This is a genomic window from Candidatus Mycobacterium wuenschmannii, assembly GCF_030252325.1.
Taxonomy (GTDB): domain Bacteria; phylum Actinomycetota; class Actinomycetes; order Mycobacteriales; family Mycobacteriaceae; genus Mycobacterium; species Mycobacterium wuenschmannii.
In genome coordinates this window covers 4,075,103-4,088,393 of sequence record NZ_CP126981.1, presented here as the reverse complement: position 1 = coordinate 4,088,393, position 13,291 = coordinate 4,075,103, and the positions used below count along the sequence as shown (strand labels likewise).

Below are 13,291 nucleotides of genomic sequence, written 5' to 3'. Positions count from 1 at the left end.
CGGTGGCCGTCCTCGAGATACTGCAGACCGGTCCGTTGGCCCTGGTGCAGGACCTCGGACGGCCCGGCTACGCGCACCTCGGCGTCACGCCGTCCGGAGCGGCCGACCGCGGCGCCCACACCCTGTCCAACCGCCTGCTGGCCAACCCCGACGACTGCGCCACCATCGAGGTGACCCTGGGCGGATTGGTAGCCCGGGTCCGCGGCGGCGACGTCGACATCGCGGTGACCGGCGCCGACACCGACGCCCGCGTCGACTCAACACCATTCGGCGCCAACAGCATTCGACATGTACAGAACGGTCAGGTGATCACGCTCGGCACTCCGCAGGCCGGGCTGCGCAGCTATCTTGCGGTCCGCGGCGGTATCGACGCGCGGCCGATCCTCGGTTCACGAAGCCACGACGTGCTCTCGCACATCGGCCCCGCACAGCTGCGACCCGGCGACGAATTGCCGATCGGCGCGCACACCCAGCAGTACCCCGAACTCGACCAGGCGCCGGTCGCGCGGATCACCGAGCGCCTCGTCGAACTCACCGTGGTGCCGGGCCCGCGCGACGGCTGGATCGCCGATGCCGACGCCCTGGTGCGCACCGACTGGACAGTGTCGGAGCGCAGCGACCGGGTGGGGACTCGATTGGCCGGGCGGCCGCTCGCACACCGCGAACCCGGCCGCCAACTGCCCAGCGAGGGCGCCGTGTGCGGGGCGATTCAGTTGCCGCCCAACGGATTACCGGTGATCCTCGGGCCCGACCACCCCGTCACCGGCGGCTACCCGGTGGTCGGGGTGATCGTCGACCACGACCTCGACAAGGTCGCCCAACTGCGGCCCGGCCAACCGATGAGGTTGCGATGGTCGCGCCCCAGAGCCCTAGCGGCGGAACAGCAGAACTGGTAGACCAGCAGTGTGCCCACCCAGGTTCACACCGCCCGCCTGGTTCACACCGCCGACCTCGAAAGCGACGCGCGGCAGCGCGCGCACGAGATGGTCTGCGACGCGTTCGGCGGTGACTTCACCGAGGCCGACTGGGATCACGCGCTCGGCGGCATGCACGCCCTGGTCTGGCATCACGGCGCGATCATCGCGCACGGCGCCGTCATCCAGCGGCGGCTGGTCCACCGCGGGGCGGCGCTGCGCTGCGGCTACGTCGAAGCCGTTGCGGTGCGCGAAGATTGGCGCGGCCAGGGACTCGCAATCGCAATCCTCGACGCGTGCGAGCAGGTCATCCGCGGCGGGTATCAGCTGGGTGCGTTGAGTTCGTCGGACCGTGGCCGTCGGCTGTACGCACTACGCGGCTGGTTGCCCTGGCGCGGCCCGACCTCGGTGCTGGCGCCGACCGGACCGGCGCGTACACCCGACGACGACGGGTCGGTGTTCGTGTTCCCGCTCTCGACGAACCTCGACCCCACCGCCGGGCTGACGTGCGACTGGCGCGACGGCGACGTCTGGTAAGCGCAATCCGGAGCAGCGCCGCGGCAGCCGGCCTGGCTCACGCGAACGCCGCCGCCGCGTCGACGCCGATGACCTCGAGCAGATTCACCACCTTGCGGTCGAGATCCACCCCGACGCTCGCGACCTCGTCGATGCCCAGGCTGCCGAACGCCGGGCCGGGCTGATCCATCGTGAAGACCGCGTTGCCGGCGTCGTCGCCGTAGACCAGCATGCGCAGCGGCGCGTACAGCATGGCCTTCGGATCGTGGCCGTACATGGTCTCCGCGATGACGTGGTTGCCGATCAGGTACTCGACCGCCGGGGTGCGATGACCGGCTATCGGGAAATACCCGCGCAGATCGATCTTGGCGTACCGGATCAGGTCGTGGGGCGCGTTCTCCGCCGCCGCGGCGCGCACATCGTCCCAGTTGCCGCCATCCGCGGCGATGCGCCCCAGCGCCGACTGGTCGATGGGTGGCGCCGCCCGCTCGAGTGCGGCGATGAACTCATCGAACGGAATTCCAGTGTCGATGTCGATGCGGGTCATGCCGTGCTGCTCGCGATGGAAGCCCATCCGTTGCACCCTTCTATGGTTCATTGACCGAACTTTCGAACTTCACCCTATGGTTCGGTGAATGAACCTGCAAGCGTAGGATCGGCGGGTGGCCCTACCCCGTGAGTACGTCGCCGAGAGTTGCCCGATCGCGCGGACCCTCGAGATCGTCGGCGAACGCTGGACACTTCTCGTCATTCGCGACGCCTTCTATGGTGTGCGCCGGTTCAGCGATTTCCGCGCCCATCTCGACATTCCGAAAGCCGTTCTTGCCGAACGACTCTCGCTACTGGTCGACGAAGGCGTGCTGACAAAGGCGGACCGGGGCGAATACGCGCTGACCCCGAAGGGCCGACGGCTGTGGCCGACGATCTGGTCGCTGGCCAGCTGGGGCAACGAGAACTACGTTGACCAGCCGCAGCGGCGCAGCTACCGCCACGCGATCTGCGGCGGGGCGATCCGCCCGGACCGCGTGTGCGCGTCGTGTGGCGAACTACCCAACGTCGCCGACCTCGTACTACACCCGCCCCGGCGGCCTCGAGAGCGCGCGGTTCGCACCGATCCCGTCAGCGTGGGCCTACGCGCTCCGCACCGACTGCTCGAGCCATTCGACGCGGGATGACCCACCACATGTGATCCGCCTCACGCTGCGGCCGCGCGCTCGATAGTATGGAAGGCGCACTGTGATCCATGACACCTTCGCCTCCAGGGAGATCCGTTGTCCACCACTACCGAACTGGCCGAACTGCATGACCTCATCGGCGGCTTGCGGCGGTGCGTGAGCTCGCTGCGGGCGCGCTACGGCGACAGCCCCGCGATGCGCCGCATTGTCATCGACGCCGACCGCATCATCGGCGATGTGGAATTACTTGACACCGATGTTTCCGAATTCGACTTGGCGAGCGTGAAACTGCCGCAATCCAGCGAAAAGATCGCCATTCCGGATACCGATTACGACCGCGACTTTTGGCGCGACGTCGACCATGAGGGAGTCGGCGGCACCAGCCGGTCCTGATTTCACGCCCCGCCGCGAATCATCGGGGTGTGCGTGGGTACTCTTCGACGAACAGCCCGTTCGAAGAGGAACATTTGATGAGCGCACCTACGGCGAACCACCGTGCGTCCGGCGTCTTTTCACCCACGCGCGCACACATCGATCAGCGAACGCTTCGCACCGACCGGTGGTGGTTGTCGCCACTGCGAATTGACTTGGGATTCGCCGCATTCCTCATTTATGCGACGGCCCGTGGTTTGCAGAAGGCCTATTTCTACGTTCCGCAGTACCACTACCTGACGCCGTTCTACTCGCCGTGCATGGCGAAGGCGTGCGGCGAGGCCAGCGAGTTCTGGCCGCAGATCCTGCCGGACTGGTGGTTCGTCCCGTACGCGGCACTGACCCTGCCGTTCCTCTTGCTCTTCCGGCTCACCTGCTACTACTACCGCGGCGCCTACTACCGCACGGTGTGGCAGTCGCCGTCCGCTTGCGCGGTCGCCGAGCCCCGCGTGCACTACAGCGGTGAGACGAAGTTCCCGCTGATCATTCAGAACACCCACCGGTACTTCTTCTACATCGCCGGCCTGATCTCGATCATCAACACCTACGACGCGATCGCCGCTTTCCACTCCGACCACGGACCCGGCGGGTTCGGTTTCGGCCTGGGCAACATCATCCTGCTCGGCAACGTGATCATGCTGTGGACCTACACGCTGTCCTGCCACTCCTGCCGGCACGTCACCGGCGGACGGCTGAAGCACTTCTCCAAACATCCTGTGCGGTACTGGATCTGGACTCAGGTCAGCAGGCTGAACACCCGCCACAAGATGTACGCGTGGATCACGCTGGGCACCCTGATGCTGACCGACGCCTACGTCGCGCTGGTCGCCAGCGGCACCATCACCGACCTGAGGTTTGTTGGCTGAGAAGCCCTTTCACGGATTTCTAGAGAGTTGAGCGAGGTTCCATGACTGAGGTCGAACGGCACTCCTACGACGTGGTTGTCATCGGTGCCGGTGGCGCGGGTCTGCGCGCGGTCATCGAGGCGCGGGAACGCGGCCTGAAGGTGGCCGTGGTGTCCAAGTCGCTGTTCGGTAAGGCTCACACGGTGATGGCCGAGGGTGGCTGCGCGGCGGCGATGGGCAACACCAACCCCAAGGACAACTGGAAGACCCACTTCGGCGACACCATGCGCGGTGGCAAGTTCCTGAACAACTGGCGGATGGCCGAGCTGCACGCCAAGGAAGCCCCCGACCGGGTGTGGGAGCTGGAGACATACGGCGCGCTGTTCGACCGGCTCAAGGACGGCAAGATCAGCCAGCGCAACTTCGGTGGGCACACCTACCCGCGGCTGGCGCACGTCGGTGACCGCACCGGCCTGGAGCTGATCCGCACCATGCAGCAGAAGATCGTCTCGCTGCAGCAGGAAGACCACGCCGAGCTCGGCGACTACGAAGCCCGGATCCGGGTGTTCGCCGAGACCACGATCACCGAGCTGATTAAGGACGGCGACGCAATCTCCGGCGCCTTCGGCTACGTGCGCGAGACCGGCAAGTTCATCCTCTTCGAGGCGCCGGCGGTCGTGCTGGCCACCGGCGGCATCGGCAAGTCGTTCAAGGTGACCTCGAACTCGTGGGAGTACACCGGCGACGGTCACGCGCTCGCGCTGCGCGCCGGCGCCACCCTGATCAACATGGAATTCATCCAGTTCCACCCGACCGGCATGGTCTGGCCGCCCAGCGTCAAGGGCATCCTGGTCACCGAGGGTGTGCGCGGCGACGGCGGGGTGCTCAAGAACTCCGACGGCAAGCGCTTCATGTTCGACTACATCCCCGGCGTGTTCAAAGGCCAGTACGCGGAGTCCGAGGACGAGGCGGATCAGTGGCTCAAGGACAACGACTCGGCGCGTCGCACCCCCGACCTGCTACCCCGCGACGAGGTCGCCCGCGCGATCAACTCCGAGGTCAAGGCCGGCCGCGGCACCCCGCACGGCGGCGTCTACCTCGACATCGCCTCGCGGCTGACGCCCGAGCAGATCAAGAAGCGGCTGCCGTCGATGTACCACCAGTTCAAGGAACTGGCGGGGGTCGACATCACCGCCGAGCCGATGGAAGTCGGGCCCACCTGCCACTACGTGATGGGCGGGGTCGAGGTCGACGCCGACAGCGGTGCCGCCACGGTTCCGGGGCTGTTCGCCGCGGGCGAATGCTCCGGCGGAATGCACGGCTCGAACCGGCTGGGCGGTAACTCGCTGAGCGACCTGCTGGTCTTCGGCCGTCGCGCCGGCCTGGGTGCCGCGGACTACGTGCGGGCGCTGAGCGACCGGCCGAAGGTCGCCGAGGACGCGGTCGAGACGGCCGCCAAGCGGGCGCTGGCCCCGTTCGACAGCCCGAAGGACGGCAAGGCGGAGAATCCCTACACGCTGCAACTCGAGCTCCAGCAGTCGATGAACGAGCTGGTCGGCATCATCCGCAAGTCCGAAGAGATCTCCGAGGCTCTCGGTCGCCTCGACCAGCTCCGCGAACGGTTCAAGCACCTCCACGTCGACGGCGGCCGCGAGTACAACCCCGGCTGGAACCTGGCGCTGGACCTGCGCAACCTGCTGCTGGTCAGCGAGTGCGTCGCGAAGGCCGCGCTGGAGCGCACCGAAAGCCGCGGCGGCCACACCCGCGACGACCACCCGGGCATGGACCCGACCTGGCGCAAGGTGCTGCTGGTCTGCAGCGCCTCGGGTGACGACCCGATCGTTCCGGACGTCACGGTCACGCACAAAGACCAGATCCCGATGCGGTCCGATCTGCTCGAAGCGTTCGAGATCGCCGAGTTGGAGAAGTACTTCACCGACGAAGAGCTGGCCGACCACCCAGGACGGAGAGGCTGATGACTAGCTACGACGCAACCCTGCGGGTTTGGCGCGGCGACGACGAGGGCGGCGCCCTGGAGGACTTCACCGTCGAGGTCAACGAGGGCGAGGTGGTGCTCGACATCATCCACCGCCTGCAGCAGACCCAGACGCCGGATCTGGCGGTGCGGTGGAACTGTAAGGCCGGCAAGTGTGGCTCGTGCTCGGCCGAGGTCAACGGCAAGCCGCGGCTGATGTGCATGACGCGGATGTCGACGTTCGCCGAGGACGAGGTCGTGACCGTGACGCCGATCCGGACGTTCCCGGTGATCCGCGACCTGGTGACCGACGTGTCCTTCAACTACGAAAAGGCGCGCGAAATCCCGTCTTTCGCGCCGCCGAAGGACCTGCAGCCCGGCGAGTACCGGATGCAGCAGGAGGATGTCGAGCGGTCGCAGGAATTCCGCAAGTGCATCGAATGCTTCCTGTGCAACAACGTCTGCCACGTCATCCGCGACCACGAAGAGAACAAGGAAAACTTCGCGGGCCCACGTTTCCTGATGCGGATCGCCGAGTTGGAGATGCACCCTCTCGACACCCAGGACCGTCGCGACCAGGCGCAGGAAGAGCACGGCCTCGGCTACTGCAACATCACCAAGTGCTGCACCGAGGTCTGCCCCGAAGGCATCCACATCACCGACAACGCGCTGATCCCGATGAAGGAACGCGTCGCCGACCGTAAGTACGACCCGGTCGTGTGGCTGGGGAACAAGCTCTTCCGCCGCTGACCAGCGGCTGGCTTTATACGCCGAGGCGGCGAAACACGCTGCGGTGGAACACGATCGGCGCGATCTCCGGGTCGACCCGCACGTCGTTCACGCGCAACACCACGATGGTGTGATCGCCGGCCGGCACCAGTTGCTCGATGGCCGTCTCCATCCAGAGGCTGGTGCCGTGGATGAACACGGCACCGCTGCTGTAGGACTCCGTCTTGAGGTCGGCGAAGCGATCCCCGGTCTTGGCGGCCAACGCGCGGGCGGCGCCGTCATGCGACTCACCGAGCACGCTGATCCCCAGTGCGCGAACGTCTTTGAGCTTCGGCCACGTCGTCGAGGTGTTCTGCACGCAGAACGACACCAGCGGCGGCTCCAGGGAAACCGGGACGAACGTGCTCGCCGCGAGCCCTTCCCGGACGCCGTCGACCTCGGCGGCGATCGCGATGATGCCGGATGGGAAATGACCGAAGGCCTCGCGCAGGGAGGTGGGCGTCAGCTTGTCTGGTGTGTTCACCGGGCTTCACTCGCGTCGACGGGATTTACCGCCCCGACCCTACCCGTCGGGCGTTACAACTCTCCCGCTACCCGTCACGTAGCCGTGTGCCGCCGCGACGTCCGGATGAGCCCGTAGCCTGCTCTTCCACGCGTTACGGCCGTAGACCGAATGGATCGGGTCAGACGGGTCGGCGCGCGGAACCGCCCGCCGTGCCAACTCGGCCGGCAGCGACAGCACCGGGATCCGCGCGTCGAGTCGTGGATTGAAGAAGTACGGCACCGAGATCCGATCCGCCGTGTGTCGCAGGTTCACCCGGTGCTCGGTCGCACGCAGGTAGCCGCCGCTGGCCAACTCCAGCAGCTCGCCGATGTTGACGACGAACACACCCTCGCGGCCCGGCGCGTCGATCCAGCTGCCGTCACGCCCCCGCACCTGCAGGCCTTGGCTACCCGGCTCGGTCAGCAGCAGCGTGAGCACGCCGGAGTCGCGATGCGCGCCGACGCCCTGCGCGGTCGACGCAGTCGCCGGGTAGCGCACGACTTTGATCAACGTCGCCGGCGCGGTGTCGAACGCGGCGGCGAAGACATCCGCCGGGCTGCCCAGCGCCACCGCCCAGTGCCGCAACAGGTCGCGCGACACCGCCGCCAGCGCGGCATCCCACTCGGCGATGACACCCGGCAACTCGGGCAGGCCGGCGGGCCACTGATTGGGCCCCTGCAGCCACAGGTAGTCGGGTCTGCCCGGGCCGCCCACCGGGTCACGCTCCGGGCCGATGTCGATTTGTTCGCGCCAATCCACTGCGCCGCGGGTCAATTCACCGCCGAGCCGGGTGTAGCCGCGGAAGTGCGGGCTGCGGATCATGGCGATGGCGTCTTTGTCGGCCTGTGGCAGCGCGAACAGTCTCCGCGCCGCCGCCAGCACCCGGCGGGTCAGCGCCTCGGGCACCTGGTGGCCGGTCAAATAGAAGAATCCGACCTCGTGTGCCACCTCCCGCAGCCGGGTCCTCAGTTGGTCGTCGGGGTGGCGCAGGTCCACTTCCGGTAGCGCGGTGACGCTTGACACAGTTGCCACGTCGTCCATCATCGTCGCAGGTGAGCGGCTATGCCACCGTCCGGGTCAGCGAGAGGCCAACTGGTTGGTTGAAATTTAGCTCACAGTCGCTTGCGCGGGGTTACCGATCGGTATAACTTAGCCGTGTTACTGGTGGGTAACTTAGCCCAAGTACCCAACCTGAAGTGGCGTTCTCATCGAGGAGGAACCAGTGAGCCACTATAAGAGCAACGTCCGCGATCAGGCGTTCAACCTGTTCGAGGTTCTTGGCGTTGACAAGGTGTTCGGCGAAGGCGACTACAGCGACCTGGACGCCGACACCGCCCGCGAAATGCTGACGGAGATGAGCCGACTGGCCGAAGGGCCTGTCGCCGACTCCTTCGTCGAGGGGGACCGCAACCCGCCGGTCTTCGACCCCGAGACGCACACCGTGACGCTGCCCGACAGCTTCAAGGCATCGGTGGCCGCCGTCATCGAAGGTGGTTGGGACAAGGTCGGCCTGGACGAGGAGCTCGGCGGCATGCCGATGCCCAAGGCCATGCTGTGGGCGCTGCACGAGCACCTGCTCGGCGCCAACCCCGCCGTCTGGATGTACGCCGGCGGTGCGGGATTCGCGCAGATCTTCTACAACCTGGCCACCGAAGAGCAGAAGAAGTGGGCCGTCATCGCCGCCGAGCGCGGCTGGGGCTCCACCATGGTGCTCACCGAGCCGGACGCCGGTTCGGACGTCGGCGCCGGCCGCACCAAGGCCATCCAGCAGGACGACGGCTCGTGGCACATCGACGGGGTGAAGCGCTTCATCACCTCGGGTGACTCCGACGACATGTTCGAGAACATCTTCCACCTGGTGCTGGCCCGCCCCGAGGGCGCCGGCCCCGGCACCAAGGGCCTGTCGCTGTTCTTCGTGCCGAAGTTCCACTTCGACTTCGAGACCGGCGAGCTGGGCGAGCGCAACGGCGTCTTCGTCACCAACGTCGAGCACAAGATGGGCCTCAAGGTCTCCGCGACCTGTGAGCTCACCTTCGGCCAGCACGACGTACCGGCCAAGGGCTGGCTCGTCGGCGAGGTGCACAACGGTATTGCGCAGATGTTCGAGGTCATCGAGAACGCGCGCATGCTGGTCGGCACCAAGGCCATCGCGACGCTGTCGACCGGTTACCTGAACGCGCTGGCGTACGCCAAGGAGCGCGTGCAGGGTGCCGACCTCACCCAGATGACCGACAAGACCGCTCCGCGGGTGACCATCACCCACCACCCGGACGTGCGTCGCAGCCTGATGACCCAGAAGGCCTACGCCGAGGGTCTGCGTGCGCTGTACCTCTACACCGCGACCTACCAGGACGCGGCCGTGGCCAAGGCGCTGCACGGCGTGGACGCCGACCTGGCGGTCAAGGTCAACGACCTGATGCTCCCGATCGTCAAGGGCGTCGGCTCCGAGCAGGCATACGCCAAGCTCACCGAGAGCCTGCAGACCTTCGGTGGGTCCGGCTTCCTGCAGGACTACCCGATCGAGCAGTACATCCGTGACGCCAAGATCGACTCGCTCTACGAGGGCACCACGGCCATCCAGGCGCAGGACTTCTTCTTCCGGAAGATCGTCCGCGACAAGGGTGTTGCGCTGGCCCACGTGTCCGGGCAGATCGAGGAGTTCATCAAGAACGAGTCCGGCAACGGCCGCCTGAAGGCCGAGCGGGCGCTGCTGTCCACCGCGCTGGCCGACGTCCAGGCGATGGCCGCGACGCTGACCGGCTACCTGATGGCCGCTCAGGATGACATCTCGAGCATCTACAAGGTCGGCCTGGGTTCCGTGCGCTTCCTGATGAGCGTCGGCGACCTGGTGCTCGGCTGGCTGCTGCAGCGTCAGGCCGCGGTAGCCCTGGAAGCGCTGGACGCCGGTTGCAGCGACTCCGACCGTTCGTACTACGAGGGCAAGATCGCCGTGGCGTCGTTCTTTGCGAAGAACTTCCTGCCGCTGCTGACCAGCACCCGCACCGTGCTGGACACACTCGACAACGAGGTCATGGAGCTCGACGAGGCCGCGTTCTGAGTCTGAGTTAAACGGCGAAACCCCCCGCTCTCCGATTGGAGACGGGGGGTTTTGCTTTACCGGATTCGATACACGAAAGGGGCCGCCGCGGGATCCCCTCATTCCGTGGCGGCCCCGGTATCGGCCTGACTCCTGCGCGCAGGCAATGCACCGATCGGGGGACGCCCCGCGCTGCCATCGGGTCGGGGGTCGGACGACAACACGGAGCTATCCGAGTCGATGGCTACCCTTGAGTTAACGGTGTTAAACGCGGCCGGAGCCGCGCCTATCAGGCCTCGAGAATGGCGGCGACGCCTTGCCCGCCGGCCGCGCAGATCGAGATCAACCCACGTACCGGCTTACCGCCGTTGGCGGCCTTCGCCTCGTGCAGTTGCTTGGCCAGCTGCGCCAGAATCCGGCCGCCGGTGGCCGCGAACGGGTGCCCGGCCGCCAGCGACGAGCCGTTCACGTTCAGCTTGGACCGGTCGATGGACCCGAGGGCGGCATCGAGGCCGAGGCGCTCCTTGCAGTACTCCTCGGACTCCCACGCCGCCAGCGTCGCCAGCACGACGGACGCGAAGGCCTCGTGGATCTCGTAGAAGTCGAAGTCCTGCAGGGTGAGCCCGTTGCGGGCGAGCAGCCGCGGCACCGCATACGTCGGGGCCATCAGCAGGCCGTCGGCGCCGTTGACGTAGTCCACCGCCGCGGTCTCGGCGTCGACGAGGTAGGCCAGCGGCTGGTGCCCGTGCTCGGTGGCCCACTCGTCCGTGGACAGCAACGCCACCGAGGCGCCGTCGGTCAATGGCGTCGAATTGCCCGCGGTCATGGTCGCGTCGCCGGCCTTCACCCCGAACACCGGCTTGAGCTTGGCCAGCTTCTCCGCCGACGAGTCCGGTCGCAGGTTGTCGTCGCGGTACAGGCCCAGGAACGGGGTGATCAGGTCGTCGAAGAAGCCCCGGTCGTACGCCGCCGCCATTTTCTGGTGGCTCGCCGCAGCCAGCGCGTCCTGGTCCACCCGCTTGACGCCCATCTGCTTTGCGGTGACGGCGGCATGCTCACCCATCGACATGCCGGTGCGCGGCTCGCTGTTCACCGGAATCTCCACGCCGAGGCTGGCGGGCAGCTTGCCGACGAGCTTCAACCGGTCGACGTTCGACTTGGCGCGCCGCAACCCGAGCAGGGTGTGCCGCAGGTTGTTGCCCAGGGCGATCGGGGCGTCGGAGGTGGTATCGACGCCTCCTGCCGCCGCCACTTCATACCGCCCGGAGGCGATGCCGTCGGCGGCCGCGATCGCCGCCTGCAGACCGGTCCCACAGGCCTGCTGCAGATCGAACGCCGGCGTATAGGACGACAGCGCGGAGCCGAGGACTGACTCACGTACCAGGTTGAAGTCGCGGCTGTGCTTGAGCACGGCGCCGCCGATGACCGCGCCGAGGCGCTCGCCGGACAGGTTGAACCGGTCGACCAGACCGCCGAGGGCCGCGGTGAACATGTCCTGGTTGGACGCCTGGGCGTAGGCCCGGTCCGACCGCGCGAACGGGATCCGGTTGCCACCCAGGACCGCGACCCGTCGCTTGGCGGCAGTCGCCTGGGAACTTGCCGAGGTGCTGTCGGCTGAGGTGCTTTGAGAGGGCACGCTTATCTCCGTCAATTGATGGTTATCCGGTGTTGGGAGCCATACTACCCACTGTTCTTACTCTGGAGTAAGTTAGCTCTCGACTACCGTACAGATACCCGACAGCATGGAAGGCAACCCAGTGGCACCCGATCTATTCTCCCAAGTCGTCAACTCCGGGCCCGGTGCGTTTCTCGCCAAGCAACTTGGCGTCCCGCAGCCCGAGAAGCTGCGGCGGTATCGGGCAGGTGAGCAGCCGCTGGCCGGGTCGTTGCTGATCGGCGGCGAGGGCCGCGTCGTCGAGCCACTGCGTGCCGCACTGGAAGCCGACTACGACGTGGTGGGCGCCAACCTCGGCGGCCGGTGGGCGGATTCGTTCGGTGGGCTGGTGTTCGACGCCACCGGGATCACCAACCCGACCCAGTTGACCGCCCTGCACGAGTTCTTCACGCCGCTGCTGCGCAACCTGGGCCACTCGGGCCGCGTCGTCGTCATCGGCACCACCCCCGAGGACGCCGAGAGCGCCGACGAGTGGATCGCGCAGCGTTCGCTGGAGGGCTTCACCCGGTCGCTCGGTAAGGAATTGCAGCGCGGTGCGACCGTGTCGCTGGTCTACCTGTCCCCCGACGCGAAGCCCGCCGCGACCGGCATCGAGTCCACCCTGCGATTCCTGCTATCGGCCAAGTCGGCCTACGTGGACGGGCAGGTGTTCCGCGTCGGGCCGGCCGACTCGACGCCGGTCAAGGACTGGGACCGCCCGCTCGACGGCAAGGTCGGCATCGTGACCGGTGCAGCGCGCGGCATCGGCGCGACCATCGCCGAGGTGTTCGCGCGTGACGGAGCCCGGGTGGTGGCGATCGACGTCGAGTCCGCCACCGACGCGCTGACCGAGACCGCGAGCCGGATCGGCGGCACGGCGCTGGCGCTCGACGTCACCGCCCCCGACGCGGTCGAGAAGATCACCGAGCATCTGCGCGACCACTACAACGGCCACGCGGACATCCTGGTCAACAACGCCGGCATCACCCGCGACAAGCTGCTGGCGAACATGGACGACTCGCGTTGGAACTCGGTGCTCGCCGTCAACCTGCTTGCGCCGCACCGCCTTACCGAAGGCCTGGTCGACAACGGCAGCATCGGGGAAGGCGGCCGCGTGATCGGGCTGTCGTCGATGGCGGGCATCGCGGGCAACCGCGGGCAGACCAACTACGCCACCACCAAAGCCGGCATGATCGGGCTCACCGAGGCGCTGGCCCCGAAGCTGGCCGAGCACGGCGTGACGATCAACGCGATCGCCCCCGGCTTCATCGAGACCAAGATGACCGAGGCGATCCCGCTGGCCACCCGCGAGGTGGGCCGTCGGCTGAACTCGCTGTATCAGGGCGGCCAGCCGGTCGACGTGGCCGAGGCCATCGCCTACTTCGCCAGCCCCGCCTCGAACGCCGTGACCGGCAACACGATTCGCGTGTGCGGCCAAGCCATGTTGGGGGCCTGACGTGGCTGAGCAGC

The 13,291-nt window shown here is 67.2% G+C and carries 13 protein-coding genes; 9 read left to right on the top strand and 4 right to left on the bottom strand.

The window, feature by feature from the left end:
- Positions 1-2: 2 nt before the first annotated feature.
- Positions 3-896: a 5-oxoprolinase/urea amidolyase family protein gene (locus PT015_RS19670; protein WP_285186657.1), complete on the top strand. Its 894-nt coding sequence runs from the start codon at positions 3-5 to the stop codon at positions 894-896.
- 9 nt (positions 897-905) lie between these two features.
- On the top strand, positions 906-1,451 hold the full coding sequence (locus tag PT015_RS19665; RefSeq protein WP_285186656.1) for a GNAT family N-acetyltransferase: 546 nt from the start codon (positions 906-908) through the stop codon (positions 1,449-1,451).
- A gap of 37 nt (positions 1,452-1,488) precedes the next feature.
- Here the strand turns inward: PT015_RS19665 and PT015_RS19660 are convergent, their stop codons facing one another.
- Positions 1,489-2,004, bottom strand: coding sequence for a DUF302 domain-containing protein (locus tag PT015_RS19660; protein WP_285186655.1), 516 nt, complete (start codon positions 2,002-2,004; stop codon positions 1,489-1,491).
- Between the two features lie 88 nt (positions 2,005-2,092).
- On the opposite strand from PT015_RS19660, the gene PT015_RS19655 reads away from it, so the two are divergent.
- The 5 genes from PT015_RS19655 to PT015_RS19635 all read left to right on the top strand — a co-directional run bounded on the left by PT015_RS19655 (position 2,093) and on the right by PT015_RS19635 (position 6,607).
- Positions 2,093-2,605, top strand: a complete 513-nt coding sequence (locus PT015_RS19655) for a winged helix-turn-helix transcriptional regulator (protein WP_285186654.1) — start codon at positions 2,093-2,095, stop codon at positions 2,603-2,605.
- Positions 2,606-2,701: 96 nt separating this feature from the next.
- The gene (locus tag PT015_RS19650) at positions 2,702-2,998 is read left to right on the top strand and encodes a hypothetical protein (RefSeq protein WP_285186652.1); all 297 of its coding nucleotides are present in this window, start codon (positions 2,702-2,704) and stop codon (positions 2,996-2,998) included.
- Between the two features lie 77 nt (positions 2,999-3,075).
- Complete coding sequence (locus PT015_RS19645) at positions 3,076-3,903, top strand: hypothetical protein (protein WP_285186651.1); 828 nt, start codon at positions 3,076-3,078, stop codon at positions 3,901-3,903.
- A 41-nt stretch (positions 3,904-3,944) separates the two neighbouring features.
- A complete protein-coding gene (locus PT015_RS19640) occupies positions 3,945-5,858 on the top strand; it encodes a fumarate reductase/succinate dehydrogenase flavoprotein subunit (RefSeq protein ID WP_285186650.1) in 1,914 nt (637 codons plus the stop codon).
- The gene (locus tag PT015_RS19635) at positions 5,858-6,607 is read left to right on the top strand and encodes a succinate dehydrogenase/fumarate reductase iron-sulfur subunit (protein ID WP_285186649.1); all 750 of its coding nucleotides are present in this window, start codon (positions 5,858-5,860) and stop codon (positions 6,605-6,607) included. The genes PT015_RS19640 and PT015_RS19635 overlap by 1 nt, the downstream gene beginning before the upstream one ends.
- 13 nt (positions 6,608-6,620) lie before the next feature.
- Here the strand turns inward: PT015_RS19635 and PT015_RS19630 are convergent, their stop codons facing one another.
- A complete protein-coding gene (locus PT015_RS19630) occupies positions 6,621-7,109 on the bottom strand; it encodes a flavin reductase family protein (RefSeq protein WP_285186648.1) in 489 nt (162 codons plus the stop codon).
- Positions 7,110-7,148: 39 nt separating this feature from the next.
- On the bottom strand, positions 7,149-8,171 hold the full coding sequence (locus tag PT015_RS19625) for an isopenicillin N synthase family dioxygenase (RefSeq protein WP_390888039.1): 1,023 nt from the start codon (positions 8,169-8,171) through the stop codon (positions 7,149-7,151).
- A gap of 181 nt (positions 8,172-8,352) precedes the next feature.
- Here PT015_RS19625 and PT015_RS19620 point away from each other — a divergent pair, with 181 nt between their 5' ends.
- Complete coding sequence (locus PT015_RS19620) at positions 8,353-10,188, top strand: acyl-CoA dehydrogenase (RefSeq protein WP_285186646.1); 1,836 nt, start codon at positions 8,353-8,355, stop codon at positions 10,186-10,188.
- A gap of 268 nt (positions 10,189-10,456) precedes the next feature.
- On the opposite strand, the gene PT015_RS19615 is transcribed toward PT015_RS19620, so the two are convergent.
- Positions 10,457-11,803, bottom strand: coding sequence for an acetyl-CoA C-acetyltransferase (locus tag PT015_RS19615; RefSeq protein WP_285186644.1), 1,347 nt, complete (start codon positions 11,801-11,803; stop codon positions 10,457-10,459).
- Between the two features lie 121 nt (positions 11,804-11,924).
- Here PT015_RS19615 and PT015_RS19610 point away from each other — a divergent pair, with 121 nt between their 5' ends.
- Positions 11,925-13,277: a 3-oxoacyl-ACP reductase gene (locus PT015_RS19610; protein ID WP_285186643.1), complete on the top strand. Its 1,353-nt coding sequence runs from the start codon at positions 11,925-11,927 to the stop codon at positions 13,275-13,277.
- The last annotated feature ends 14 nt before the right edge of the window (positions 13,278-13,291 follow it).